The organism is Exiguobacterium aurantiacum, from assembly GCF_001766415.1.
GTDB classification, from domain to species: domain Bacteria; phylum Bacillota; class Bacilli; order Exiguobacteriales; family Exiguobacteriaceae; genus Exiguobacterium; species Exiguobacterium aurantiacum_A.
In genome coordinates this window covers 587,155-611,993 of the sequence record NZ_MKXO01000001.1, presented here as the reverse complement: position 1 = coordinate 611,993, position 24,839 = coordinate 587,155, and the positions used below count along the sequence as shown (strand labels likewise).

Annotated in this window: 30 protein-coding genes; 27 read left to right on the top strand and 3 right to left on the bottom strand. The window is 52.6% G+C overall.

All coding sequences use genetic code 11. From position 1 onward, the window contains the following. Positions 1-68: 68 nt before the first annotated feature. Positions 69-1,079 carry a YpdA family putative bacillithiol disulfide reductase gene (locus BJU60_RS03165; protein ID WP_070327443.1) on the bottom strand — a complete coding sequence of 337 codons (1,011 nt, stop codon included), beginning with the start codon at positions 1,077-1,079 and terminating at the stop codon, positions 69-71. 28 nt (positions 1,080-1,107) lie between these two features. Then, positions 1,108-2,079, bottom strand: a complete 972-nt coding sequence (locus BJU60_RS03160) for an asparaginase (RefSeq protein WP_070327442.1) — start codon at positions 2,077-2,079, stop codon at positions 1,108-1,110. A 108-nt stretch (positions 2,080-2,187) separates the two neighbouring features. Here BJU60_RS03160 and prsW point away from each other — a divergent pair, with 108 nt between their 5' ends. The 27 genes from prsW (at position 2,188) to BJU60_RS03025 (ending at position 23,874) form a co-directional block, all read left to right on the top strand. After that, on the top strand, positions 2,188-2,844 hold the full coding sequence (prsW, locus tag BJU60_RS03155) for a glutamic-type intramembrane protease PrsW (protein WP_070327441.1): 657 nt from the start codon (positions 2,188-2,190) through the stop codon (positions 2,842-2,844). A gap of 19 nt (positions 2,845-2,863) precedes the next feature. After that, positions 2,864-3,529 carry a flagellar brake protein gene (locus BJU60_RS03150; RefSeq protein WP_070327440.1) on the top strand — a complete coding sequence of 222 codons (666 nt, stop codon included), beginning with the start codon at positions 2,864-2,866 and terminating at the stop codon, positions 3,527-3,529. Between the two features lie 74 nt (positions 3,530-3,603). Next, on the top strand, positions 3,604-4,281 hold the full coding sequence (gene cmk / locus BJU60_RS03145) for a (d)CMP kinase (protein WP_070327439.1): 678 nt from the start codon (positions 3,604-3,606) through the stop codon (positions 4,279-4,281). Beyond that, the gene (locus BJU60_RS03140; RefSeq protein ID WP_070327438.1) at positions 4,278-4,901 is read left to right on the top strand and encodes a lysophospholipid acyltransferase family protein; all 624 of its coding nucleotides are present in this window, start codon (positions 4,278-4,280) and stop codon (positions 4,899-4,901) included. The genes cmk and BJU60_RS03140 overlap by 4 nt, the downstream gene beginning before the upstream one ends. Before the next feature lie 141 nt (positions 4,902-5,042). Further along, positions 5,043-6,191, top strand: coding sequence for a 30S ribosomal protein S1 (gene rpsA / locus BJU60_RS03135; protein ID WP_070327437.1), 1,149 nt, complete (start codon positions 5,043-5,045; stop codon positions 6,189-6,191). A 129-nt stretch (positions 6,192-6,320) separates the two neighbouring features. Next, positions 6,321-7,631, top strand: a complete 1,311-nt coding sequence (gene der, locus BJU60_RS03130; RefSeq protein ID WP_035386714.1) for a ribosome biogenesis GTPase Der — start codon at positions 6,321-6,323, stop codon at positions 7,629-7,631. A 17-nt stretch (positions 7,632-7,648) separates the two neighbouring features. Then, positions 7,649-8,677: an NAD(P)H-dependent glycerol-3-phosphate dehydrogenase gene (locus BJU60_RS03125; RefSeq protein WP_070327436.1), complete on the top strand. Its 1,029-nt coding sequence runs from the start codon at positions 7,649-7,651 to the stop codon at positions 8,675-8,677. A 116-nt stretch (positions 8,678-8,793) separates the two neighbouring features. Then, positions 8,794-8,973: a DUF2768 domain-containing protein gene (locus tag BJU60_RS03120; protein WP_233589594.1), complete on the top strand. Its 180-nt coding sequence runs from the start codon at positions 8,794-8,796 to the stop codon at positions 8,971-8,973. A gap of 12 nt (positions 8,974-8,985) precedes the next feature. Further along, positions 8,986-9,687, top strand: a complete 702-nt coding sequence (locus BJU60_RS03115; protein WP_141737224.1) for a hypothetical protein — start codon at positions 8,986-8,988, stop codon at positions 9,685-9,687. A 107-nt stretch (positions 9,688-9,794) separates the two neighbouring features. Further along, on the top strand, positions 9,795-10,070 hold the full coding sequence (locus BJU60_RS03110) for an HU family DNA-binding protein (protein WP_198010937.1): 276 nt from the start codon (positions 9,795-9,797) through the stop codon (positions 10,068-10,070). A 127-nt stretch (positions 10,071-10,197) separates the two neighbouring features. Continuing rightward, positions 10,198-10,770 carry a heptaprenyl diphosphate synthase component 1 gene (locus BJU60_RS03105; protein WP_070327433.1) on the top strand — a complete coding sequence of 191 codons (573 nt, stop codon included), beginning with the start codon at positions 10,198-10,200 and terminating at the stop codon, positions 10,768-10,770. 20 nt (positions 10,771-10,790) lie between these two features. Then, positions 10,791-11,492, top strand: coding sequence for a demethylmenaquinone methyltransferase (locus tag BJU60_RS03100; protein ID WP_035386712.1), 702 nt, complete (start codon positions 10,791-10,793; stop codon positions 11,490-11,492). 30 nt (positions 11,493-11,522) lie between these two features. Next, on the top strand, positions 11,523-12,458 hold the full coding sequence (locus BJU60_RS03095) for a polyprenyl synthetase family protein (RefSeq protein ID WP_254281628.1): 936 nt from the start codon (positions 11,523-11,525) through the stop codon (positions 12,456-12,458). A gap of 91 nt (positions 12,459-12,549) precedes the next feature. After that, entirely contained in the window at positions 12,550-12,966 is a 417-nt protein-coding gene (gene ndk / locus BJU60_RS03090) for a nucleoside-diphosphate kinase (RefSeq protein WP_070327431.1), read from the top strand. Between the two features lie 116 nt (positions 12,967-13,082). Next, a complete protein-coding gene (locus BJU60_RS03085) occupies positions 13,083-13,862 on the top strand; it encodes a CheR family methyltransferase (protein WP_070327943.1) in 780 nt (259 codons plus the stop codon). A 10-nt stretch (positions 13,863-13,872) separates the two neighbouring features. Next, a complete protein-coding gene (gene aroC, locus BJU60_RS03080) occupies positions 13,873-15,036 on the top strand; it encodes a chorismate synthase (RefSeq protein WP_070327430.1) in 1,164 nt (387 codons plus the stop codon). Continuing rightward, positions 15,030-16,079 (top strand): 3-dehydroquinate synthase, encoded by a 1,050-nt coding sequence (locus tag BJU60_RS03075; RefSeq protein WP_070327429.1) that lies wholly within the window; start codon positions 15,030-15,032, stop codon positions 16,077-16,079. The genes aroC and BJU60_RS03075 overlap by 7 nt, the downstream gene beginning before the upstream one ends. Beyond that, positions 16,079-17,329, top strand: a complete 1,251-nt coding sequence (aroA, locus tag BJU60_RS03070) for a 3-phosphoshikimate 1-carboxyvinyltransferase (RefSeq protein WP_070327428.1) — start codon at positions 16,079-16,081, stop codon at positions 17,327-17,329. Before BJU60_RS03075 ends, aroA begins: the two co-directional genes overlap by 1 nt. Positions 17,330-17,364: 35 nt before the next feature. Next, positions 17,365-18,636, top strand: coding sequence for a tetratricopeptide repeat protein (locus BJU60_RS03065; RefSeq protein WP_070327427.1), 1,272 nt, complete (start codon positions 17,365-17,367; stop codon positions 18,634-18,636). A gap of 24 nt (positions 18,637-18,660) precedes the next feature. Beyond that, positions 18,661-19,194 (top strand): ReoY family proteolytic degradation factor, encoded by a 534-nt coding sequence (locus tag BJU60_RS03060; protein WP_016509965.1) that lies wholly within the window; start codon positions 18,661-18,663, stop codon positions 19,192-19,194. A gap of 166 nt (positions 19,195-19,360) precedes the next feature. After that, complete coding sequence (locus BJU60_RS03055) at positions 19,361-19,801, top strand: DUF2487 family protein (protein WP_070327426.1); 441 nt, start codon at positions 19,361-19,363, stop codon at positions 19,799-19,801. 110 nt (positions 19,802-19,911) lie between these two features. Then, a complete protein-coding gene (locus BJU60_RS03050) occupies positions 19,912-20,415 on the top strand; it encodes a ubiquinol-cytochrome c reductase iron-sulfur subunit (protein ID WP_070327425.1) in 504 nt (167 codons plus the stop codon). Between the two features lie 16 nt (positions 20,416-20,431). After that, positions 20,432-21,103, top strand: a complete 672-nt coding sequence (qcrB, locus tag BJU60_RS03045) for a menaquinol-cytochrome c reductase cytochrome b subunit (protein ID WP_016509980.1) — start codon at positions 20,432-20,434, stop codon at positions 21,101-21,103. Positions 21,104-21,136: 33 nt separating this feature from the next. Further along, positions 21,137-21,931: a menaquinol-cytochrome c reductase cytochrome b/c subunit gene (locus tag BJU60_RS03040; protein WP_070327424.1), complete on the top strand. Its 795-nt coding sequence runs from the start codon at positions 21,137-21,139 to the stop codon at positions 21,929-21,931. An 88-nt stretch (positions 21,932-22,019) separates the two neighbouring features. Next, the gene (locus tag BJU60_RS03035) at positions 22,020-22,637 is read left to right on the top strand and encodes a DUF1405 domain-containing protein (protein WP_070327423.1); all 618 of its coding nucleotides are present in this window, start codon (positions 22,020-22,022) and stop codon (positions 22,635-22,637) included. Positions 22,638-22,675: 38 nt separating this feature from the next. Beyond that, positions 22,676-23,359, top strand: a complete 684-nt coding sequence (locus tag BJU60_RS03030) for a zinc metallopeptidase (RefSeq protein ID WP_070327422.1) — start codon at positions 22,676-22,678, stop codon at positions 23,357-23,359. Between the two features lie 50 nt (positions 23,360-23,409). Next, complete coding sequence (locus BJU60_RS03025) at positions 23,410-23,874, top strand: GreA/GreB family elongation factor (protein ID WP_070327421.1); 465 nt, start codon at positions 23,410-23,412, stop codon at positions 23,872-23,874. A gap of 60 nt (positions 23,875-23,934) precedes the next feature. Here BJU60_RS03025 and BJU60_RS03020 read toward each other — a convergent pair whose 3' ends face one another. Beyond that, the gene (locus BJU60_RS03020) at positions 23,935-24,810 is read right to left on the bottom strand and encodes a YitT family protein (protein ID WP_016509982.1); all 876 of its coding nucleotides are present in this window, start codon (positions 24,808-24,810) and stop codon (positions 23,935-23,937) included. Positions 24,811-24,839 lie beyond the last annotated feature (29 nt).

Genomic DNA, 24,839 nt, shown 5'->3' with positions numbered 1-24,839 from the left:
TGCCGATGAACATCGCAAAATGAGGAAGGACCCGCAGTCGGGTCCTTCCTCATTTTAGTTGAACAAGTTTATGACGATGTCACACCGATGCGCTCCCGAAGCGCTTCGGCGATCGCTTGGCCGTGAAAACGGCCGTTTTCGATGAAGATTTTGTTGGCATCGTTCCCGGCCGCGACGACGCCGGCGATGAACAGGTTATCGACGTTTGTCTCATACGTCGCCTCATCAAACTGCGGGATGCCGGTCTCGTCGTCGACGAGCACACCGGCTGCCGAGAACAGCCCGTGGTCAGGCAAGTAACCGGTCATGGCGAGGACGTGGTCCGTTGCGACCCGTTTCTCTTCGCCATGTTGTCGATAGACGACATGGTCCTGTTCGATGCGAATGATCTCGGCCTCGAGCTCAAGACGTACTTTTTCATGACGAACGAGGGAGTCGAAAGCGGGTAGTACCCATGGTTTGACCGATGGGCTATAGCCGTCACCGCGGTAGAGCACCGTGACGTATGCCCCGGCTTTCTCGAGTTCGATGGCCGCATCGACCGCCGAGTTCTTTCCGCCGATGACGGTGACGTGTTGCCGATAAAACGGATGTGCTTCTTTGAAATAATGGGTCACGTGCGGAAGTTCTTCTCCCGGGACGTCTAACTTGCGGGGCCGTCCGTAGTACCCGGTCGCGAGAACGACGAAGTCGGCAAGGCGTTCTGTGACGCCGTGGCGGTCGTGACGGGACCGGACGATGAATTTGTCGGCACGACGGTCGACCGATTCGACCGTCTCGAACGGTTTGACGACAAGCCCGGTCCGGCTCACGACTTCACGATAATAGACGAGCGCGTCTTGGCGATGTGGTTTTAAGTCTTTACAGATGAACGGGATATCCCCGATTTCAAGCAAAGTGGCTGATGAGAAAAACGTCTGATGGGTCGGATAGCGGTAAATCGCATCGACGATGTTGCCTCGTTCGATGATCGTGCACGAGATACCGACCCGTTCTAATTCGATTGCCGCCGACAGGCCGCACGGGCCGGCGCCGACAATGATCGCGTGTTTGTCCAATGAAATCACCTCATCCCTCATTGTATGGAACGAAAGCTGAGATGGCAAGTCACTGCTGGAAGCTGAAGCTGTGTTCCATGACCGGTTGCGATGAGCCTGATTCGAGCTCGACGAGAAGGCGGAGCCGTGCTTTTTGCGAATTGAGACCGTTCGAGAAGATGATGCCCATCTCTTTCAGTTGTTTACCGCCGCCCTCATACCCGTACACGTCTTGAACGATACCGTTAAAACAGCGGCTGACGATGACGACCGGGATGTGGTCGACGAGTCGTTCGAGTGCCGGGACGATCGACGGTGGAACGTTTCCTTGACCGAGCACTTCGAGGACGAGCCCGTCGTAGCCGAGGTCGAGCACGGCTTCTAGCAAGTCAGGTTCCATGCCGGCGACAACTTTCAACACGGCGACCCGTTTCGTGATCGCTGGAATCATCTTCGGCTGTCTCGTTGTCGGTTGGCTGTAGATGAGGACGTGGTCCTTCGTCACCATCCCGACGTTTCCGAAGTGGACCGATTTGAACGTGTCGACGGAAGAAGTGTGCGTCTTCGTGACGTTGAACGCCGAGTGGATTTCGCCGTTGAAGACGACGAGCACCCCTTTGCCACGTGCGGCTTCGCTCCTTGCGACCCGGAGCGCCGTGATGAGATTGAACTCGCCGTCCGACCCGATCTCGTTCGAAGAGCGCATCGCCCCTGTCAAGACGATCGGTACGGGGGCACCGAGCGTGATCTGCAGGAAGTACGCCGTCTCCTCGAGCGTGTCGGTCCCGTGGGTGATGACGACGCCGTCGTACGTGTCTTGCGTCAACTGCTGCGCGATGAACTGGGCGAGCTCGAGCATCTTCTCGGGCGTCATATGAGGAGACGGAATGTTTGAGAAGTGCTTCGTCGTAATTTTTGCGATGTCGGTCGCTTTCGGCAACGTCGCGTCAATCGGATTGACCTCACTTGGTGAGACGTGGCCCGAACCGGTCTGCGACATCGCGATCGTGCCGCCGGTATGGATGAGTAATAGATGATTCATAGTCGACCTCCAACTTTTTTTGTCCTTTTCTTCCATTTTCTAGGCGTTAGCTACTTTTTCTTTCGGCTTATTCAGTGTATGCTTAACGATAGAAAGGAGAGATGCATCATGATTGCAATCGCCTTGTCTGCGGTTGCGCCAGGATTCGCCCTTCTTTCCTACTTCTATTTACGGCATGAGTTGGAAGCGGAACCGCTCGGCTATGTGATTCGTTCGTTTGTCGCCGGTGCCATTCTTGTCTTTCCGATCATGTTCGTCCAATATGCGTTTGTGGAAGAAGGGGTCCTTGTCGGCCCGTTTTGGCAAGCGTTCGTCGCCACCGCTCTATTAGAAGAATTTTTTAAATGGTTCATGATCTATTATACAATATACATACATAAAGTTTTTGATGATTACTACGACGGGATTCTCTATGCGGTCGCCTGTTCACTCGGCTTTGCCACGTTGGAGAATTTTCTATACTTGTGGGTTTATGACTCGCTCGAGATTGCGATTTGGCGAGCCGTCTTGCCGGTGAGCGGCCATGCGCTCTTCGCCGTGGCGATGGGCTTTTGTCTCGGTCGGGCCAAACACTCCGCGCATGAACGGTTTTGGCTGTTCACCGCTGTCATGTCGGCAACGTTGCTACACGGAATGTTTGACTATATTTTACTCGTTGAATCGACGAATAAGGTGCCGGCCGTGCTCTATATCGTCATTCTATGGATGGTCGCGCTCTTGCTCGTCCGCACTGCAAATCGATCAAATCGTCGTCAATACAAATAGATAAAAGGGGAACGGGTTCATGTTAAAAGTTGGTCAAGAGTTACGAGTTGAAGTTGAAGGGAGAAACGAAGGGAAGACGAAAATCGCTGCCATTAACGGCGGTGTCGTCTGGATCGAATCTCCGAGCGAGATTGCGACGCTAAAGACGTTTTTTTTGCATGAGGATGAACCGATGCGTTTGTACTTTTTCAAAGGCGAAGATCAACTGTACGCTTTCGATTCAGTCGTCACGAAACGGATCAGTGACGCCCAGCTGACGCTTCGCTATGCGTTTAACTTGCCGGATGAGAAAAAAATCAAGCGCGTCCAACGTCGCGAGTACTTGCGCGTGCCCGAGATGATCAACGTGACGGTGCTCGCGGCAGACGGCGAAGCGTTTCCGTCATTCGAGACGACGTCACTAGACGTGTCGGCCGGCGGGATGCGTGTCGTGGCGAACCGTTCGCCGGTCGACGTCGATGAGTCGGTCATCGTCGTATTCCGGATCGAGGACGAGCGAGGGACGCCCCAGACGTTCCGCGTCAAGAGCCGTCTCGTCCGGGTTCAAGAGCAGGCCGTTAAGCACGAGCTGTCACTTTGTTTTGAGGATTTGACGCCTCGTGATCAGGAGACGATTTTACGTTATTGTTTCCGGGCCCAGCTCGAAGCCAGAAAACGGACCGGCTCCGTATTTTCTTCACGTTAAAAAACTGGTATGATGTTCTCGGAACAAACGACCGAGAGGAGGTGGGTATCGGAATGAGCCGATACCCAATTTTTATGACTAAACCGCTACAAATCGCATTAGATGGGCCGGCAGGAGCCGGCAAGAGCACGATCGCTAAAACGCTCGCTAAAAAGTTAGGTTACGTGTATATCGATACCGGGGCAATCTACCGGGCTGTCACATATCGCGCGCTCGAGCAACACGTCGGATTAGAAGACGGCCCCGCCCTCGCTGAGATGATCGGCAAGATGGAGTTACGTCTCGTCCCGAGCGAGAGCGGGCAACGCGTGTTTGACGGTGACGAGGAAGTGACCGAAGTCATTCGGACGAGTGAAGTGACGAACAACGTCAGTTTTGTCGCAAGACAGCCTGAGGTCCGGGACGCACTTATGGATTTACAACGGGACTTGGCTCGGGACGGCGGCATCGTCATGGACGGTCGTGACATCGGGACGCACGTATTGCCTGAGGCAGACTTGAAAGTGTTCATGACCGCGACCGTCGAGGAACGTGCCCGTCGTCGCCACGAGGAGAACGTGTCAAAAGGTCTTCCGAGCGATTTTGAACAATTGAAACAAGAGATCGCCTTGCGTGATAAGCGGGACTCAGAGCGCGTCGTCGCTCCACTCCGTCAAGCGGATGACGCCCACTTCCTCGATACGACCCATTTGTCGATCGATGGTGTCGTCACGGCTGTTGAACAGCTCATGGAACAGGTGGTTGGACGATGAAGCCGCTCAACAACGGTCCGTTCGGGATGTATCGGTTAACGGTCGGCGTCGTTCGAATCATGCGTCTGCTCAGCTTCCGCGTCGAATATGTCGGTCGTGAGAATGTACCTGAGGACGGCTCGATCATCGTCTGTTCGAACCACCAGTCGAACTGGGACCCCGTCTTGTTGGCCAGTGCCATGCCGAAGCAACGGCCAATTCGTTTTTTTGCAAAAAAAGAGCTGTTCGATGTCCCGGTTTTAAAACGGATTTTGACACGCTCCGGGCAAATCCCGGTGTCACGCGGGGAAGGAGACCGTCAAGCGCTGCGTACTGTTCTTCAGAAGTTGAAAGAGGACGAGGTCATCTCGATCTTTCCGGAAGGGACCCGTTCGAAAGACGGATCGCTCGGTAAGGCGCAGGCGGGTGTCGGTTTTTTTGCCCTCCGTTCAAACGCTTCCGTCCTTCCGATCGCGATCATCGGTAAATACAAGTTCCGTTCGAAGTTGAAGGTCGTCATCGGCAAGCCGATCGACTTCTCGCAACTGAAAGCGGACAAAGCGAGTGCCCAAGACGCCGCCGATTTGATCATGGCGACAATCGCCGAACTGTACATGACCCATTCACAGAACGTTCGCTAATTTCAGGTTTAATCTGTTGCAATGAGAGGAACAAACCTGATAACACCTTGACAAATCTGTCGAATTATAAGAAGTTTATACTAGGTGTTAAGCGCCTTAGGGCGCTCCTTTTTGTACTCATCGTGAGGGGGTAGTGTTGGAATGGTCGAAGAAATGAAAGATATGCCTGATTTTGAAATTAATCGAGGTCAAATCGTGACCGGTATCGTCGTCAAAATCGAGGACAAGCAAGCGTTAATTGATATCGGTTACAAAACCGAGGCGATTTTGCCAATCAGCGAAGTATCAAGCATGCATTTAGACGATTTAAACGAATCACTCCATGTCAACGACGAAATCCGTGTCAAAGTGAAAAAGGTCACGGATGAAGAGGTTGTCGTATCGAAGAAAGACGTAGATGCCGAGGCAGCTTGGGATCAAATCGTTGAAAAATTCGAATCGGGCGAAGTATTTGAAGTCATGGTGAAAGATAAGGTCAAAGGCGGTCTTGTCGTCGATATCGGCATCCGCGGCTTTATTCCGGCTTCACTCGTAGAAAACCACTTCGTCGAAGATTTCTCATCATACTTGCATAAGCCGATTACGGTTAAAGTCGTCGAGATGGACCGCGAAAAAAATCGCGTCATCTTGTCGCATAAAGCGGTGGCAGAGGCAGAGATGAGTGCGAAGAAGGCGGAAACGCTTGAATCGCTCGAGGTCGGTCAAATTATCGAAGGAACCGTCCAACGTCTAACTGACTTTGGTGCGTTCGTCGATATCGGCGGCGTCGACGGTCTCGTCCATATTTCTGAGATGGCTCATAGTCGTGTTGAAAAACCGAGTGATGTCGTCACAGAAGGTGACAAAGTGAAAGTGAAAGTACTTGGTCTTGACCTCGACAATGAAAAAGTGAAATTGTCGATCAAAGAGACGCAACCGGGACCGTGGGAATCGGTTGAAGGCAAGATTCAACCTGGGGACGTGATCGCGGGGAAAGTCAAACGTATCGTCACGTTTGGTGCGTTCGTCGAAGTCGCCCCGCAAGTCGAAGGGTTACTCCACATTTCTCAGATTGCGAACCGACACATCGCGACGCCATCTGAAGTCTTGTCTGAAGGACAAGAAGTGAAAGTGAAAGTGCTTGACGTCCATCTCGATGAGAAGAAAATCTCATTGTCGATGCGTGCCCTCGAATCAGAAGACGGTTCACGCGATGATGAAGAGCAGTCGCTGCTTGACGAATATAGCGATCAAGGCGGATTCTCTGTATCTGAACTGACAGGTGAAAACGCCTCGGACGATTCTAAATAAGACGGTCGTTCAAGCGGGAGTCATACTCCCGCTTCTTTTTGTATGGTCACTAATATTCGACTGTGCTATAATTGTACAGTTGCAAATAAGAACGATAATTTTTTGAATGAAAGTTAAAGAGGTGTTTATATGGGAATTCCAGCAGTGGCCATCGTAGGCCGCCCGAATATTGGGAAATCCACGATTTTCAACCGGATCATCGGTGATCGCGTATCGATCGTCGATGATAAACCGGGAGTTACACGCGACCGTATTTACGGTACGGGTGAGTGGTTGAACCGAAAGTTTCATTTGATCGACACAGGCGGGATCGAGGTCGGCGATGAGCCGCTTCTCGTTCAGATGCGTCATCAAGCCGAACTCGCGATCGATGAGGCGGACGTCATCGTCTTCATGGTAAACGGTCGTGAAGGAATCACGGCAGCGGATGAAGAAGTCGCGAACTTGTTGTTCCGTTCGAACAAGCCGATCGTGCTTGCCGTCAACAAAGTCGATAACTTCGAGATGCGTGAACTCATGTATGAGTTCTACTCGCTCGGGTTTGGCGACCCGTTCCCGATTTCGGGAACACACGGACTCGGTCTTGGCGATCTGTTAGATCGTGTCCTCGAACTCGCGCCGGACAAAGACGATTACGAATACAACGAAGATGTCATTCAGTTCTCGCTCATCGGACGCCCGAACGTCGGGAAATCGAGTTTGACGAACGCTATTCTCGGTGAAGAACGTGTTATCGTCTCGGCGATCGCCGGAACGACGCGCGATGCGATCGATACACCGTTCACACGTGACGGCCAAGAGTACGTCATCATCGATACGGCCGGTATGCGTAAGCGCGGCAAAGTGTACGAATCGACAGAACGTTATAGTGTCATGCGTGCCCAAAAGGCGATTGAACGCTCGAACGTCGTCCTCGTCGTCATCGACGGCGAAGAAGGCATCATCGAGCAAGACAAACGCGTCGCAGGACTTGCCCACGAAGCAGGGAAAGCGATCGTGCTCGTCGTCAACAAATGGGACGCTGTCGAGAAAGACGACAAGACGATGAAGAAGATGGAAGAGAAGATCCGCAAGGAATTCCTATTCCTCGACTACGCGCCAATCGTATTCTTATCGGCACTCACGTCGAAGCGGTTGCAAACGCTTCTTCCTGTCATCAATCAAGTTGCCGAATCGCACCGTCAGCGTATTTCGACGAGCGTGTTGAACGATGTCATCGTCGACGCGGTCGCGATGAACCCGACACCAACGGACAAAGGACAACGACTCAAGATCAACTATGCGACGCAAGTGGCGATCGAGCCACCGACGTTCGTGTTGTTCGTCAACGATCCCGAGTTGCTTCACTTCTCGTACAAACGTTATCTAGATAACCAGATTCGCCGCGCATTTGACTTTACTGGTACACCGATTCACATCGTGGCTCGTCAGAAAAACTAGTAATGGGGGTGCCTCACATGGCAAAAGTAGCTGTCATTGGTGCAGGAAGCTGGGGAACGGCATTATCGCTCGTCCTCGCTGACAATGGACACGACGTCGTGCTCTACGGACGTGAGGAAGATCACGTCCATGAGATCAACACGTCGCATACGAATTCGACTTACTTGAAAGATGTGCCGCTTCCGGCGTCGATCCGGGCAACGACCGATTTGAAAGAGGCGGTTCTAAATTGCTCGATCATTTTCCTCGTCGTCCCGAGCTCGGCGATTCGTCCGGTTTCCCGTGAAGTGAACGATTTGCTCACGGAACCGGTCACGATCGTTCATGCCGCAAAAGGGATCGAACCGAAGACGCATAAGCGGTTGTCTGAGATCATCGCTGAAGAGATCGATCCGTCAAAACGTCGAGCCATCGGTGTATTGACAGGCCCGACCCACGCCGAGGAAGTGGCCGTCCGCAAACCGACGACGATCACGATCGCGTGTGAGGATTTATTTGTCGCTGATGAGATTCAAGAACTGCTCACAAATGATCAGTTCCGGGTCTATTTGAACTCTGACGTCATCGGAGCGGAATACGGGGGCGCGCTTAAAAACATTATCGCCCTTGCCGCCGGGATGACGGACGGGCTCGGATACGGCGACAATGCGAAAGCTGCCCTCATGACGCGCGGCATCGTCGAGATCGCTCGGCTCGGTGTCAAACTCGGCGCCAACCCGGCCTCGTTCTCGGGCTTGACCGGGATCGGTGATCTGATCGTGACCGCGACGTCACAGCACAGCCGAAACTGGCGAGCTGGTAACGCCATCGGACGTGGGGAGAAGCTTGAAGACGTACTCGATCAGATGGGTATGGTCGTCGAAGGTGTGCGTGCCTGTGAAGCGGCGCATACACTTGCCCGCGAAGCCGGCGTCGACATGCCGATCACGGAAGCGCTCTACAACGTGCTATTCGAAGGAAAAAGTCCGCATGATGAAGTGAAAAAGTTGATGAGACGCCCACAAAAACATGAAATGGAAGAAGTTTTCCATTTCGAGGGCGGATAACAGCAAAGGAACTGACGTTTTCGTTCAGTTCCTTTGTTTTTTTTGCTACACTAAATTACGGAGTAAGATTTATAGAGAAAGTCGAGGGGATAGACGTGACACCGTCACTCATCAAGATGTGGATTTCATTTGCGGGGATTGGGGCGTTTGCCGTCGCTGCGCTCATGGTGGCAGTCAGCCACACGAAACTTTCAGGCTGGTTTGCGGTGCTCATTCGAGTCGTCGCATTCGTGATTTTTCTATTCGGAACGATCATTATGATTTATGTGGTCGCTTCTGGACCGACAGGAGGGTAAACCGTGAAACGAATGTTTTTAGCCGTCAGTTTGGCGGCGGCGACGCTGCTCGCCGGATGTATGTTCCCGGAAACAAATCGGGTCGACAACGTGCCTTATGAGGACCAGTTGCAATCGGTCCAGACGGCGGTCGACTCGTTCAAAGAGACGACCGGTGTCTTACCGATCAAAACAAAGCCGGCCGAGACGCCGCTGATGGAACGTTACCCGATCGAGTTTAGCCGCCTCGTCCCTGGTTATTTGGCAGATCCGCCGGCAAACAGCTTCGAAGGGGGCGGCTTGTTCTTATACGTCCTTGTCGACGCCGAGACAGAGCCGACGGTCAAACTGATTGACTTGCGGGTGACCGAGCGCCTCCAACAACTGCAGACGAATATCAACTCGTTCCGAGTCAAAGAAGGGAAATATCCGTTCAAAGGTTCGCTCGGCAAGAATCAGTTTACGATCGATTACGACCTCGTTTTCGTCTCCGAAGAACCGTTCATCCCGAGCCCATACACGGAAAACGAGTTGCCGATCTATGTGGATGGGACTGGTCAATTGTTCGTCGATTACCGGGCTGACATCGAAGCCGTGCTCGAGAACACGGATGCCGAGCCGAAAGTAGGAGAGGATATTCGTTATTTGCTCTACGATGACTCACCGTTCGCTCCGGCTTATTCGCAAGGGTATACGATTAATGACCAAGGTGAGGTCGATTTTTTAAACAATTGAGTCGAGCAAGGTGTCCGCTTATGACCTTTTCGCTTAAAAAATGTTGTCATATCAACGTTTGTACGATATGATTAATCCCGTAAACTCTCTGTGAGAGGAGGTGAATCGTGATGAACAAAACTGAATTGATCAACGCAGTTGTCGAGAAAGCAGATGTGTCTAAAAAAGACGCAACGAAAATCGTAGAAGCAACGTTTGAATCAATCACTGAAGCACTCCAAAGCGGTGAGAAAATTCAATTGATCGGTTTTGGTACTTTTGAAGTTCGTGAACGTGCTGCCCGTAAAGGTCGCAACCCACGTACGAAAGAAGATATCGAAATCCCTGCAAGCAAAGTTCCTGCCTTCAAAGCAGGTAAAGCGCTTAAAGATGCGGTCAAATAATGAGCAATACATAAGTCGCCGAGAGGCGGCTTTTTTTGTAGTTGAAAGCAAGTTCACATGGCGTGAATGTGACAAAAATGTGCTATACTATGTCAGAATGACAACGAAGAGGACGAGGGGGGATAGCATGGAACAGTTGACAAACGAAAGCGTTGTCACCGACCTTGCTCGTCAAATCGAACAACGTATGACTCATCCGTATTTGACGAGACACGAGATTGTACCCGCAGTCGACATGCCTTTACTTCGTTGGATGATCGACATGATTGAACTCGAATCGCATCAACATCGACAGCTCGTGCTCGCGACTTATTTTGCCCATCAAGCACTCGAGCTGCACGATCAAGTGAAGGAGTGCCCGAACGGGTCCCTTGAACGGCAACTTAAAGTGCTCGCCGGAGATTACGCCTCGGCTCAATTTTATAAAATATTGGCGATGTTTCCAGCGGACTATAGCAACCGTTTCGGTCGAACCGTGCAGCTTGTGAACGGTGCGAAGTGCACACTCGCCTTGGGGACGGACGTCGCTGTTGTGACGTGGATGGAAGCGAACTTCGGATTAATCAAAACGTTTTCCGAACTGCTAGGTCAATCTTATTTGACATCGTACGGGAAAGAAATCATCGAACAGAAGGCAACAGAACTGCGCCAAGAAAAAAGAGAACAGCTATCGACACTACTCGAGCATGCTGTCGCTTAGAACGGAAAGGGTGTTACGTGTTGCAACCGAAAGAGAAAGAGCAAAAAGTATATGAAGTATTTCAAACGATCTCGCCAAGCTACGATACGATGAACTCGATCATCAGTTTCCGTCTGCATAAATGGTGGCGCAGAGCGACAATGCGGCGCATGCAAGTGTTCCCCGGCGCAAAATGTTTGGACGTTTGCTGCGGGACGGCCGATTGGACGATTCAACTCGCCGAGGCGGCCGGAAACACCGGGGTCGTCAAAGGACTCGATTTTTCTGAAAATATGCTCGCTGTCGGACACGAGAAAGTGGCTGATTATCCGATGATCGAACTCATTCACGGGAACGCGATGGAGTTGCCGTTCGGAGATCATTCATTCGACTATGTGACGATCGGATTTGGTCTTCGGAACGTACCGGATTATATGACGGTCCTCCGGGAGATGCATCGCGTCTTAAAACCGGGCGGGACCGTGGTCTGTCTCGAGACGAGCCAACCGACGGCACCACTATTCAGCGGGCTCTATAAATTTTACTTTGGTTCAGTCATGCCGCTATTCGGCAAAGTGTTTGCCGGGTCGTATGATCAATACAAGTGGCTGCAAGAATCGACGGATCAGTTCCCCGACCGGTTGACGTTAAAGCGCATGTTTGAAGAAGCCGGGTTCGAGCAAGTCGAAGTCAAGGCGTTTTCCGGTGGTGCGTGCGCCATGCACCTAGGAAAGAAGTGGTGAACGATGTCTTTAAAGCGACTTTATCGCCACATGAACCGAGAAATCGAACAGATTGATCGGTTTTTGTCGACGCGGGTCCACACGGAGCATCCGGTGATCGAAGCCGCATCGAAACAACTGTTAGATGCCGGGGGGAAGCGGATCCGTCCGGCGTTCGTATTGCTCAGTGCCGGATTTGGGACTGGGAATGATATCCGTCTGACGAAAGTTGCGGCCAGCCTCGAGCTGATTCATATGGCGTCGCTCGTTCACGATGATGTGATCGATGACGCGACGCTGCGCCGCGGAAAACCGACCGTGATGGAACGTTATAACGAGAGCGTCGCCATGTATACCGGTAATACGTTGTTCGGGGAAGCGATTCGGCTCGTGTCCGAAGTCGATTCCCCGGAAGTGATGCAAATCATGGCGGAGACGATGGAACTGATCTGTATCGGCGAGATCAATCAAATTCAAGACCAATATGACTGGGCGCAATCCCCGAAGCGGTACTTGGACCGGATCGCCCGGAAGACGGCACTCTTGATCGAGACGAGTTGCGCGGCCGGGGCCGTCGTCTCCGGGGCGTCACCTGACGTCGTCAAACAACTTCGGTTGTTCGGCTACGATATCGGGATGGCGTTTCAGATGACGGATGATTTGCTCGATTTCACGGCGAAGAGTTTTCAACTCGGTAAGCCCGTCGGTGAAGATTTGAAGCATGGGCATAAAACATTGCCGCTCTTCTATTCATCAGAAGATCCTGTGTTTTATGAGCGGTTGCAGCAAGTCACGAACGCCTCGAACGATGAGATGACCCGGACGCTCGTCCGCGAAGTGCAACGGAACGGAACGCTTGAACGAAGTCAACGCACGATCGACCGTTACGTGAACCGAGCGATTCAGCGACTCGATTCACTGCCGGATATTCAAGACAAACGGTCGTTGATTGAGATTGCCGAATATATCGGCAAACGAAAATGGTAGTTCACACCTTGTAAACCCTTTCAAAAATGAAGATGACCGTGTAAACTGATAAAGTACATGGTACACATATTGATTTAGGGGGACTAGGGGTATGGAAAAGACATTTTTAATGGTAAAACCTGACGGGGTGAAGCGTGGTTTGATTGGGGAAATCATCACACGTTTCGAGAACAAAGGGTACACGTTGAACCGTCTCGAAATGCTGACGCCGTCAGTTGAGGTTGCAGAATCGCACTATGCGGAACATAAGGAAAAACCGTTCTTTGGAGAACTCGTCGCATTCTTGACGTCAGGTCCGGTCGTCGCGATGGAGTGGGAAGGCGAGAACGTCGTCGCCGTGTCTCGGTTGATGATTGGCAAGACGAACCCACTCGACGCGCAGCCGGGAACGATTCGTGGCGACTTGGCCTCGACAATGTCACAAAACGTCATCCATGGTTCAGACAGCGTGGAAAGTGCCGAGAGAGAATTATCGCTCTGGTTCGCCACTGAAACATCACACGTTTGATGACGATAAAAGGGACGGGGCCTCCTGTCCCTTTTTCTATTTGCATTAAAGCGCTTTCGTATGTTCGGACACGACATGATCTAGGATAAGAGAAAGAATTGAGGTTAGAACTGGTGATAAATGATTATGCGATCTTCGTAAAAAAGTTTTATTTAAAGTCTGGAATCGACTTGAATTTATACAAAGAGGCACAAATGAAAAGACGAATGGTCGCGCTCCGCGAGAAGAAGGGCTACGCCACATTTATCGAGTATTTTAAAGCGATGGAGTCAGACCGAGGTTTGTACGACGAATTTTTAGACCGGATGACGATCAACGTTAGTGAGTTTTATCGAAACCCGGTCCGCTGGCAACAGCTCGAGACGGACGTTTTGCCTGAGCTCATTCGGAGAAGCCAAGGGAAACTCCGGGTCTGGAGCGCGGCTTGTTCGACGGGAGAAGAACCGTATTCACTTGCGATGTTATTGTCGAAGCATTTGTCACCCGCCCAGTTCACGATCACAGCGACTGACCTAGATGACTTGGTGATCGAAAAAGCGAAACAAGGCAAGTATCATGAACGGGCGCTCGTCGATTTGCCGCCTGAGTTTCGAGATCGTTATTTCACCCGTCGAGATGACGACTATTTTGTCTCGGACGAGATTAAAAAACTCGTGACGTTCAAAAAGCACAACTTGCTCGCTGACGTCTACGAACGTAACTTTGACTTGATCGTCTGTAGAAACGTTTTGATTTACTTTACGGAAGAGGCGAAAGAGAAAGTGTACAAGTCGTTCCACCGCTCGCTTCGTCCGGGCGGGGTCCTCTTCGTCGGAGGGACTGAACAAATCTTCCAGCCGAAGCGTTACGGATACAAGATGAAACAAAGTTTCTTCTACGAAAAATTTGAGGAGTGAGGTGGCGCATATGCGTTATTTGACAGCGGGAGAGTCACACGGACCGGGATTGACCGTCATCATCGAAGGAGTCCCGGCCGGCTTAAGCGTCGACGTCGAGGCAATCAACAGCGAGTTGGCGAAACGTCAGTCGGGCTACGGCCGTGGACGCCGAATGCAAATTGAATCAGACAAAATCGAGGTGAGGGCTGGGGTTCGTCATGGGATGACGACCGGAGCCCCTGTTTCGTTTTGGATTGAAAACAAAGACCATGCGCATTGGCGGAACGTCATGCAGGCAGAGCCGGTCGACGACGAGTTTGAAATCAAGCGCCGGGTCGTGCGGCCTCGTCCGGGACATGCTGACCTTGTCGGCGGTCTCAAGTATGACCACCGAGACCTTCGGGACGTGCTCGAACGTTCGAGTGCCCGGGAGACGGCGGCCCGCGTCGCTGTCGGTGCGCTCAGCAAGCAGTTGCTCGACGCAGTCGGCATGTCGCTCGTTAGCTATGTGAAAGTGATCGGCGGCATCGAGTCCGCGCCGAAGCACTACGCAGCACTCGAAGAACTTCGGACCGTCATCGAAGCGTCACCTGTACGCACGACTGACGAAACGTCCGGTGAAGCGATGATGCGTTTGATTGATGAAGCGAAAGCGGCCGGGGATTCGCTCGGTGGCGTCGTCTGCACCGAAGTGCATGGCGTCATCCCAGGGTTAGGTTCTTACGTTCAATATGATCGCAAGCTCGATGCGGCCATCGCCCGCGCCGTCATGAGCGTCAACGCCATCAAAGGGGTTGCCTTTGGCGATGGATTTGACATGGCGTATCGTCCAGGATCGGAAGTAATGGACCCGATCGCCTATGACGAGTCCGGGTATACGAGACTGAGCAACCATTTAGGCGGTTTTGAAGGAGGGATGACGACCGGGATGCCGATCGTCTGCAGTGCCGTGATGAAGCCGATTCCGACGCTCTACAAACCGCTGCAATCGGTCGATATCGATACGAAACAGCCGTTCCTCGCTCAAATCGAACGAAGTGACGCTTGTGCCGTCCCGGCTGCGTCACTCGTCGTCGAGGCGGTCGTCGCGTTCGAACTCGCGCGTGAATTGTGTGAGACGTTCGGACACGACACCGTCAAACGAATTCAGTCGCGGGTCGAGTCGTATCGTGAGGAAATCCGGTCGTGGTGACGATTCATGTTGACGCATCAGTCCCTTATGACGTGTCGATTGAGCACAGCGACGCCTGGTTGGACCGCGTGGATTATTTCACGGACTGCTCGACGGTATGGGTCATTACAGACCGGACGGTGGATGCGCTACACGGTAAAGTGTTCAAACAACGTCTAGCCGACATTCATCCGCAGATCGTTTGGTCGGTCGTCACGCCGGGTGACGGCTCGAAATCACTCGAGACCGTTGAAAACCTCGTGACAGACGGGTTGACCGCACGGTGTGACCGCGACACGCTCGTCGTCGCTTTTGGTGGGGGCATGATCGGGGACTTGGCCGGTTTTCTCGCGAGTGTGTATATGCGAGGGGTCCGTTACATCCAAGTACCGACGACGGTGCTCGCCCATGATTCAGCGATCGGTGGCAAAGTCGCCGTCAACCACCCGTTGTCTAAAAATGCGATCGGTGCGTTTTATCAACCGATCGGTGTGCATTATAACGTGTCCCGTCTCGAGACGCTGAGCAATCGTGACGTCTTGAGCGGGCTCGGTGAGTTGATTAAACATGCTTACTTGTCACGTTACGTCCTCACTGCTTCATTCGAGGACGAACTGTTTCAGGCGTTGTCCGGTGGTGCGCTAGACTGGGAAATGTGGCTTGCGCGCGGGATTGAAGTGAAACGTGTCGTCGTCGAGGCAGACGAACGGGAACACGGTGTCCGGGCGTGGCTCAATTTTGGTCATACGTTCGGGCACGCTTTAGAGTCGGTCGAACGGTATCGGCTGTCGCACGGGGAGGCGGTGCTGTACGGCATGGTATACGCCTTTCTCGTCGGAGGAGACACGAATCGGGCCAGTAAGCTCGCCGCTTGGATGCGGGCGCGCCGCGTCAGCCCGGTTGAATGGAAACCGTTCGAGACGTATTTGACGGTGATGGGGCTCGATAAGAAAAATCGGGATGGACAAGTCCGTTTCGTGTTGCTCGGTGAAGCGGCTACCGTTGAGGCGGTGCCGTCCGAGCGGCTTGCTGAAGCATACATACAGTTGAAAGGGTGGTTCTGATGGGGTTGAATGGATTGATTCGCGTACCGAGTGATAAGTCGATCACGCACCGCGCGATCTTATTCGGTGCGATAGCGAGCGGGGAGACGGTCGTCATGAATCCGCTCCTTGGGGCAGATTGCCGTTCGACGATCGATGCGGTCCGTAGTCTCGGGGCAAGCGTCGAAGAACTCGACGAGCGGCTCCGGATCGAAGGTGTCGCGTCAGTCGTTCCGGCCACGCTTGACTGCGGGAATTCGGGGACGACGATGCGCCTGCTCTCGGGTCTCGTCTCCGGGTACTCGGGTGAGTTCACGCTCGTCGGAGACGACTCGCTCTCGAAACGGCCGATGCGTCGCATCACTGAACCGCTTCGACAGATGGGGGCCGACATCGACGGCGAATTCGCCCCTGTTCGAATCAAGGGGCGGCGCTTGAGCGGGATTGATTACACGTTACCGGTCGCGAGCGCGCAAGTGAAGTCGGCTGTCCTATTGGCCGGTCTTCGCGCTGACGGGACGACGATTGTCCGGGAACCGATGCTGTCACGCGACCATACGGAACGGATGTTGCCACTGTTTGGTGGACGCGTCGAGATCACGAACGAAGATGGCGTGCGGACGATCCGGCTATCGCCAAGTCACCTCGACGGGGCGACGGTCGACGTGCCAGCCGACCCGTCGTCGGCTGCTTTCTTCTGGGCTGGGGCCGCCATCGTCCCAAACAGCCGTGTGACGACGACCGACGTCTGTTTGAACGAGACGAGAATCGGCTTTTTACGAACACTTGAGCGCATGGGGGCGAACGTCGAAATCACTCGGCTGCGACCCCTCGGAGAAGAGACGGTCGGAGATGTGACGGTGACGACGAGCGAACTTCGAGGGGTGACGCTCGAAGGCGAGGCAATCCCACGACAAATCGATGAACTCCCGCTCTTCGCTCTCGTCGCGTCGCAGGCATCGAGCCCGTCAGTCGTAAAGGATGCGGGTGAACTGCGTGTGAAAGAGACCGATCGGATCAAGACGGTTGCGAGCGAACTCGCGGCGCTCGGTGTCGATATCCGCGAGACCGAAGACGGGTTCAGCGTTTTCCCGAGCCGGCTTCAGGCTGGTCATGTGTCCTCACATTCGGACCATCGTCTATCGATGATGCTACAAGTGGCAGCTTTACTGATCGACGAACCCGTCGTCATTGACGGGATCGAAGCCTCTGAAATCAGTTACCCTCATTTTCGTGACGATTTACAACGGCTCGGTCGTGAGATAGAATAACGGCAATACCTGAAAGTGGTAGGAGGAAATTAATTATGTTAGACGAATCAGTGTTAAACCATATAATCGAGATGCTCGAAAAAGGCGAGACCGAGCACGCCTTGGCGCACCTCGAAGCGCTTGAGACAGAAGGCTCGGACGAAGATCGGTTGGCGATTGCCGACTTGTATCTCGAACTTGGCCTCGCCGACCGGGCTGTGAATTTACTAGCAGCACTGTATGTCGACTACGCGGGCAACCCGCACGTGGCGCTGTCGCTCGCTGAAGCGTATCTCGACAGCGACCGGGAAGAAGAAGCGATTGCCGTCCTTGAAACGATCGATGCGAGCGACAAAGAGGCGCACATGAGAAGTCTCGTCTTGTTAGCTGATTTGTATCAATCACAAGGACTTGACGAAGTCGCGGTCAAAAAATTGATGGAAGCGTTACAGGCGAATCCAGACGAGCCGCTTCTCGTCTATGGGCTGGCCGAACTATACGCCTCGATCGGTTCGTTTGAACAGGCGGTACCGCTCTATGCGCGCTTACCGCACTTGCGATTGCCCGAAGAGCTCGACTATCAAGCCGATTACGCCGAAGCACTGACGATGATCGGCTCGTTCGAAGAAGCGCTCGATGAATTCGAGAAGACAGAGAACCGCAATCTGAACACCGTGTTCGGACATGCGATGACGGCCCACCGTATCGGGCGTGATGAGGTCGCCATCAAACAGTTCGAAGAGCTCCGCTTGATGGACCCTGACTTTACATCGCTTTACTTGCCGTATACGGAAGCGCTCGAGGAACTCGGTCGCATCGATGAAGCGCTCGAAGTGATCGATCAAGGGATCGACCGTGACGACTATAACGATGAGCTGCGCACTGTCAAAGCGAAGCTGTTCTTGAAGCAAGGCCGCACAGACGAAGCGGTCAATGAACTTCGCGAAGCGCTCGCCTTGAACCCGGAATCGCTTCAAGCGACCGAACTGCTGTTGTCAATCTTGTTCGAAGCGGGAGACATGGAAGCCGTGCTCGAGACGATCGATGCGCTCGAGGAGCACTCGACGTCGACGCTCATGACGTGGTACAAGGCGAAAGCCGCCTATGAACTCGAGGACTATGAGCAGGCCGTCAATCTATACACCTCGATCGAACAAGTTTATAAAGAGGACGTGTCATTTTCGACTGAATGGGCTACACTATTGGTAGAAGAAGGACAGCGTGACAAGGCGCAGCGTGTGCTCGAGCAAACGCTTGCGCTCACCGTGGATATGATCGACCGCCAAATTCTTGAAGAGCGGATCGACTTGTTGACGGATCGCGATTAATCAATATAAAGGAGATGGGGTCATATGGTCGAGCGGAAAAAGAATTTTTTAAAGCGATTCCTCGCTCATCATACGCTTCGTAAGCGAGAGGCCAAATGGATCATTGATTATTGGCTTAGACATCCTGAAAAACTTGGGAACGTTCATTTCGTGACGAACGCCTCGGTTTCACCGCGCAGCCTCGTCATGACGGCGTACGGCTTCGAAGGGGAACCGTTCCGTTACCGACGAGGTGACCTCATCACGGTCAATCCGGAAAAGGCGTACCATGACATTCGGCTCCACGACGGGACGATTTATGTCGAACTAAACTTTCAAGGGATGATGATTGATGAGAGTTGGATCGACATCGTCGAGCTCAATCCGTTTGAGCCTGTCGCCGAGATTAAAGACGAAGTGACGAACTCGGCCCAGACGGTCATTCGAGCATCGGTCGCCCAGTTCGAGGAAGAGCGTCTGCTCGTCGAGATCGACGAGGCGCTTGATCGCCGGGACGAGAAGCTGTTTCGTAATTTGACGAGCAAACTTCATCAAGTGAGAGCATCGAAATTATTTTAGAAAAAACAAGCGCTTCCGTTATGGGAAGCGCTTGTTTTTTGGTATATTAATGACGTAGGAATACACAATAATTTCACATTTCGTTCATAACTTTCGAGAGGAAGCGAATGTAGGTACGCTACAATGGACATGATGATGTATGTCTTCTAAAGAGAGGAGGAGGAAGATGAGGTTCGATGGCATGGATGCGTTGAAATCGCTGACCGAACGCCAATACGTCGATACGCTCATCGTCCCACTCGTCGAACTGGCGTTTGATGAGGAGATGGTGCGTAAAGCCGAAAGCTACGAGGTCGTCCAAGCGGTGGCGCTTGAAACCGAACGACAGCTGTCTGGACGGACGATGCTGAATCCGACGCTTAGCTATCTCGATGTCGAGGCCGGGTATGAACTTGCACGCGCAGTCATGACAAAAGCAACGACGGCCGGGTTTGCCCACGTGTTGTTCATCTCTTCAGACGTTCGCTTCAAAGCGTTCGAGTTACCGGTCATATTCGTTCCGCCGCTTGCCTTGAAAGGCATGTCGGGGGAGCAGTCGCACACGATGGTCCAAAATTTTGCGACGCAAGTCATTACAGAGCTTTCGGGCCGTTGGATGGCGACATGAAGCGGTTGACGTAGAGGTTTTATTGATATACTATTTTGGTGAGTGAGAAATTTTTGTGAAGAATGCATAAAGAATTATGGGGTTATGCACACGAATGAGGGGGGAACCAAATGGCTCAAAATGGGTCAAAAGTCACACGCCGTCAGTTCTTAACGTATACGTTAACTGGTGTAGGTGGCTTTATGGCGGCAACATTGATCAGTCCGATGGTCAACTTTGCGATCGATCCGGTCTTGAAAAAATCGGGTGCGGGCGACAAAGTGAAGGTCATGAGTCTTGACGACATCACGACTGAGCCGCAACGTGTCGACTTTAAAAAACAAACGCAAGATGCTTGGTATGAATTTGAAGAAACACTTTCAGCATGGGTGTTCAAAGACGAGAACGGTGAAATAATCGCACTCTCTCCTATCTGTACGCATCTTGGCTGTCAAGTAGGTTATGGTGGAGATCCGACAAGACCGTCAGAATTTTTCTGTCCGTGTCACTTCGGGCGTTACGAAAAAGACGGAACGAACATTCCGGGTACACCTCCGACATCACCGCTGGCACGCTATGAAAAAGAAGAAAAAGACGGCTTCCTATACTTAGGCAGTCCAGTCGCACAGTTGTGAGAGGGGGAAATAGTCGATGTTACAAAAAATTTATGATTGGGTCGATGAACGCGTCGACATCACGCCGTTATGGCGCGACATCGCTGACCATGAAGTACCGGAACACGTCAACCCTGCCCATCACTTTTCAGCATTTGTTTATTGCTTCGGCGGTCTGACATTTTTCACGGTCGTGATTCAAATTCTGTCAGGGATGTTCTTGACGATGTACTACGTTCCAGATATCATCAATGCCCACGCATCGGTGTATTACTTACAGAACGAAATCGCACACGGACAAATCGTTCGTGGGATGCACCATTGGGGCGCATCGGTCGCGATCGTCATGTTGTTCTTACACACGCTCCGCGTGTTCTTCACCGGGTCGTATAAGAAACCACGCGAACTCAACTGGGTCGTCGGAGTCCTCTTGTTCTTCGTCGTCTTGGCGCTCGGTCTTACAGGTTACTTGTTACCTTGGGATATGAAAGCGTTGTTCGCAACGAAAGTTACGCTTCAAATTGCCGAAAGTGTTCCTGTCATTGGTGGAATCGCCAAGACCCTTCTCGCCGGTGGTGAGATCGTCGGGGCACGGACGCTCACGAACTTCTTCGCCATTCACGTCTTCTTCTTACCGGCGGCCTTGTTCGGACTCCTCGGAGCCCACTTCCTGATGATTCGTAAACAAGGAATATCTGGACCGCTATAAGCCGATTCGAAGACAAAAAGGAGGAGAAACGATATGCATCGCGGTAAAGGGATGAAATTTGTAACCGACTCTCGAGTAGGAATCGGGAATCGGAAACAAAATATTGCAAAAGACTATTCTGAATATCCAGGACGCACAGAAGCGTTCTGGCCGAACTTCTTGCTTAAAGAGTGGATGGTCGGTTCGGTCTTCTTGATCGGATTCATCGCCTTGACGATCGTCGAGGCAGCACCGCTCCAAAACATCGCCGATCCAACGAACACGTCATACATTCCGTTACCGGACTGGTATTTCTTGTTCTTGTATCAATTGCTCAAGTATCAATTCGCGGCGGGGGACTGGATCCTTCTTGGAACGGTCATCTTGCCTGGGGTCGCGTTCACGGCGCTCTTGATCGCACCGTGGCTCGACCAAGGAATCGAGCGCAGGCCGGCCAAACGACCGGTCGCGATCAGCTTCATGCTGCTCGGGATTCTCTCGATCATGTACTTGACGTGGGAATCTGTTCAAACGACGCATTGGGATCAAGTTCATGAGCAAGGAATCTTAGTCGTACCGGGTGAAGGTCCGGAAATCGACACAGCCGCACCTGGCTATGAGATTTATGCAGCCCAGTCTTGTGTGAACTGCCACGGTCAAAACCTCGAGGGCGGGGCGGCAGCTCCAGGACTCATCGGAACGGCCTACACGGCTGAAGAGATCGCGGAGATCGCGGTCAACGGTGTCGGCACGATGCCGGCCGGTCAGTGGGACGGTTCGGATGAAGACCTCCAAGCCATGTCCGAGTTCCTCGCCTCATACGGTGAAGGCGGCGAAAATAACCAGTAAGCAATCGAGTGTAGTCCCCTACGGGCTACACTCTTTTACTTATCGGTCACGCAAGCTACAATAAAGAAAAAAAGGACGGAATGATTTCATGAACTATACGCTGTTGCTTCCCTTTCTAAAACATAAAGCCGTGTTAACATTCCTCTTCATCGTCAATCTGCTCGGCACGATTTACGGATACGTCTGGTATGAACCGCAGCTTCGCGACACGCCGCTCATCTATTGGCCGTTCGTACCGGACAGCCCGACGGCGTCACTATTTTTCACAATCGTCCTGGCGCTGTGGCTGCTCAAAAAAAGTTCACCACTCATCGAGACACTCGCCTTCATCACACTCGTCAAATACGGGGTCTGGGCCGTCGTCATGAACGTCTTGTTCCTCATGAAGCTAGGAGACGACGCGGACACGTTCATCGTGCTCATGGCCGTCATGCTCATGCTGTCTCACGGTGCGATGGCGGTCCAAGCGTTTCTATACGCCCCGTTCATGCGTTGGACCGTGTCATCGTTCGTCTTGACGCTCATCTGGGTCATCCATAACGACGTCGTCGACTACGTGCTCGGACAATGGCCGCGTTATCCGTCGCTCGCCGAGCATATTATGTGGATCGGCTACGGGTCGTTCTGGTTGACGGGAATATGTTTTTTTGTGGGATACCGACTCATCCTGCGCGCTTCGCTTGATAATAAGTTCATAAGAATGTAAAATCGAGATATCAAATATACGCAGAGGTGATATAGAAAATGTCATTAGGTGGCTATATTTTCTATCTCGCGCTGATCATGCTCATCCCGTTATGGGCCCAGATGCGAGTGAAAAGTACGTACAAAAAGTTTTTACAACAACCACTTCAAAGCGGTGTCACCGGCGCTCAAGTCGCTGACTTCATCATGAAACAAAACGGTGTGCACGATGTCCGCATCGAGATGGTCGACGGTTTGATGAGTGACCATTACGACCCGACGCATAAAGTCGTCCGCTTGTCGCGCGAAGTGTATCAAGGATCAACGATCTCGTCGGCAGCGATCGCGGCCCATGAGATCGGTCACGTCGTCCAAGACGCGACGGACTATAAGATGATGCGTGTCCGCCATCGGCTCGTGCCGGTCGTGAACATCACGTCAAACTTGTCGTTCCCGCTGCTCATAGGAGGTTTCCTCTTAGGTGCGATGGGACTTGCCCAGCTCGGTGTCGTCATGATGCTCGGGGCGGTCTTGTTCCAACTTGTCACGCTCCCGGTCGAATTTGACGCCTCGAAACGCGCCATGGCCGAACTGACGAGCCACGGGATCGTGACCGCGACGGAAGAGTCAGGTGCCCGTAAAGTGTTGAACGCGGCTGCTTGGACTTATGTCGCAGCGACACTTGTCGCGGTTGCCGAACTGATCCGTCTCGCACTGATCGTCTTTATGCCACGCGATGAATAGAATCGATCCCGTCGACTGACGGGATTTTTTTGTATGAGGAGGGGAATTGTATGGCAAAACCACAGTTGACGAAGTCAGGCCGTCTTCGTCTCATCGAACAACTCGAGGCACTCCGCGGAAGCGGTCGGAGCGAGGCGCTCGAACGAGTGAAGACGGCGCGCAAATTTTGTGACTTTAGAGAAGACGTGACGTACTTTGAGGCGATCCGGGAACAGGAGCGCATCGAGGCGAAAATTGTTGAACTCGAGCGCGTGCTTGCCGACGCGATGATCGAGGATGATGCGCCAACGGATCGCGTCGGTTTCGGAGTGGAGGTATGGATCCGGGAACTGCCGGACGGTGAGGACGAGACGTATCGGATCGTCGGTGAGCTCGAGGCTGATTTGGCGAACGGGACGATCTCGGTCTCGTCCCCGCTCGGAAGCGGCTTGATCGGAAAACGAGTCGGGGAGACGGCTAGTATCGATTCGCCGGGCGGTGCCCTTTACTTTGAAATTAAACGGATCGAACGATAGAGAGGGCGTCCGCACAAAAAAGACGAACACATCTCCAAATTAGGGATGTGTTCGTCTTTTTTATTTGAGCGGTACGCGATTCTCGTCGAACGTGAACCCTTCGCCGCCGACTTCGTATACGTGATGGAACGTGACGAAAGCGTGCGGGTCGATCTGTTTGACGATCGTCTTGAGGCGGTTGACCTCGTTGCGTCCGACGACGACGTAAATCACTTCGAGCTCTTTATTCGAATAGCCGCCTTTCGCGAGCAGACGGGTCGTCCCGCGGTTCATCGTCGCGTGGATGCCGTCGGCGATGGCGGTCCGGTGGTCGCTGATGATCATCGCGGCCTTACCGGCATATGTGCCTTCCTGCATCGAATCGATGACGCGGGCGCCGATATAGACGGCAAGGAGCGTATACATCGCCTCGCGGATGTCGAGATACGTCAAACTGAGGACGATGACGAAAAAGTCGAACACGAGGAACGTCTTGCCGATCGACCAACCGACGTAACGTTGGACGAGGCGAGCGATAATATCGATGCCCCCGGTCGTCCCGCCGTTGTTGAAAATGATGCCGAGACCGACGCCGATGAACAGACCGGCGAATAAACTCGCGAGCACCATGTCATCGGTCAAATCGATGACGAGGTTCGAGTACTTGGCGATCAGCCCATACCAGAGCGAAAAGCTGAACGTCCCGACGAGCGTATAGATGAACGTCGTCCGCCCGAGCAGCTTGTAGCTGACGAAGAAGAGCGGCAGATTGAGCGCCAAGTTCGTGATCGATGGCGACCAACCGAACAAGCCGCGCAGAATCAACGTGATCCCGGTGAAACCGCCTTCGGCCAAGTTGTTTTGGACGTTAAAATGAAACACGCCGAATGCAAAAATGAATGAACCGATGAGAATAAAGAATATATTGCGAAACCGAATCGGTAATTGTACCGTCATGTGGTTCACCTCCCATCCATAAGCGTACT

What these genes read in the sequence shown, in the direction of transcription:
- BJU60_RS03040 (WP_070327424.1), top strand. Translation starts at nt 21,137, where the DNA reads ATGCATCGCGGTAAAGGGATGAAATTTGTAACCGACTCTCGAGTAGGA.
- qcrB (WP_016509980.1), top strand. Translation starts at nt 20,432, where the DNA reads ATGTTACAAAAAATTTATGATTGGGTCGATGAACGCGTCGACATCACG.
- BJU60_RS03120 (WP_233589594.1), top strand. Translation starts at nt 8,794, where the DNA reads ATGTGGATTTCATTTGCGGGGATTGGGGCGTTTGCCGTCGCTGCGCTC.
- BJU60_RS03105 (WP_070327433.1), top strand. Translation starts at nt 10,198, where the DNA reads ATGGAACAGTTGACAAACGAAAGCGTTGTCACCGACCTTGCTCGTCAA.
- BJU60_RS03095 (WP_254281628.1), top strand. Translation starts at nt 11,523, where the DNA reads ATGAACCGAGAAATCGAACAGATTGATCGGTTTTTGTCGACGCGGGTC.
- rpsA (WP_070327437.1), top strand. Translation starts at nt 5,043, where the DNA reads ATGGTCGAAGAAATGAAAGATATGCCTGATTTTGAAATTAATCGAGGT.
- BJU60_RS03035 (WP_070327423.1), top strand. Translation starts at nt 22,020, where the DNA reads ATGAACTATACGCTGTTGCTTCCCTTTCTAAAACATAAAGCCGTGTTA.
- BJU60_RS03065 (WP_070327427.1), top strand. Translation starts at nt 17,365, where the DNA reads ATGTTAGACGAATCAGTGTTAAACCATATAATCGAGATGCTCGAAAAA.
- prsW (WP_070327441.1), top strand. Translation starts at nt 2,188, where the DNA reads ATGATTGCAATCGCCTTGTCTGCGGTTGCGCCAGGATTCGCCCTTCTT.
- aroA (WP_070327428.1), top strand. Translation starts at nt 16,079, where the DNA reads ATGGGGTTGAATGGATTGATTCGCGTACCGAGTGATAAGTCGATCACG.
- BJU60_RS03150 (WP_070327440.1), top strand. Translation starts at nt 2,864, where the DNA reads ATGTTAAAAGTTGGTCAAGAGTTACGAGTTGAAGTTGAAGGGAGAAAC.
- BJU60_RS03115 (WP_141737224.1), top strand. Translation starts at nt 8,986, where the DNA reads ATGTTTTTAGCCGTCAGTTTGGCGGCGGCGACGCTGCTCGCCGGATGT.
- BJU60_RS03125 (WP_070327436.1), top strand. Translation starts at nt 7,649, where the DNA reads ATGGCAAAAGTAGCTGTCATTGGTGCAGGAAGCTGGGGAACGGCATTA.
- BJU60_RS03165 (WP_070327443.1), bottom strand. Translation starts at nt 1,079, where the DNA reads ATGAGGGATGAGGTGATTTCATTGGACAAACACGCGATCATTGTCGGC.
- BJU60_RS03140 (WP_070327438.1), top strand. Translation starts at nt 4,278, where the DNA reads ATGAAGCCGCTCAACAACGGTCCGTTCGGGATGTATCGGTTAACGGTC.
- BJU60_RS03050 (WP_070327425.1), top strand. Translation starts at nt 19,912, where the DNA reads ATGGCTCAAAATGGGTCAAAAGTCACACGCCGTCAGTTCTTAACGTAT.
- BJU60_RS03055 (WP_070327426.1), top strand. Translation starts at nt 19,361, where the DNA reads ATGAGGTTCGATGGCATGGATGCGTTGAAATCGCTGACCGAACGCCAA.
- der (WP_035386714.1), top strand. Translation starts at nt 6,321, where the DNA reads ATGGGAATTCCAGCAGTGGCCATCGTAGGCCGCCCGAATATTGGGAAA.
- ndk (WP_070327431.1), top strand. Translation starts at nt 12,550, where the DNA reads ATGGAAAAGACATTTTTAATGGTAAAACCTGACGGGGTGAAGCGTGGT.
- BJU60_RS03020 (WP_016509982.1), bottom strand. Translation starts at nt 24,810, where the DNA reads ATGACGGTACAATTACCGATTCGGTTTCGCAATATATTCTTTATTCTC.
- BJU60_RS03160 (WP_070327442.1), bottom strand. Translation starts at nt 2,079, where the DNA reads ATGAATCATCTATTACTCATCCATACCGGCGGCACGATCGCGATGTCG.
- BJU60_RS03030 (WP_070327422.1), top strand. Translation starts at nt 22,676, where the DNA reads ATGTCATTAGGTGGCTATATTTTCTATCTCGCGCTGATCATGCTCATC.
- cmk (WP_070327439.1), top strand. Translation starts at nt 3,604, where the DNA reads ATGACTAAACCGCTACAAATCGCATTAGATGGGCCGGCAGGAGCCGGC.
- aroC (WP_070327430.1), top strand. Translation starts at nt 13,873, where the DNA reads ATGCGTTATTTGACAGCGGGAGAGTCACACGGACCGGGATTGACCGTC.
- BJU60_RS03060 (WP_016509965.1), top strand. Translation starts at nt 18,661, where the DNA reads ATGGTCGAGCGGAAAAAGAATTTTTTAAAGCGATTCCTCGCTCATCAT.
- BJU60_RS03025 (WP_070327421.1), top strand. Translation starts at nt 23,410, where the DNA reads ATGGCAAAACCACAGTTGACGAAGTCAGGCCGTCTTCGTCTCATCGAA.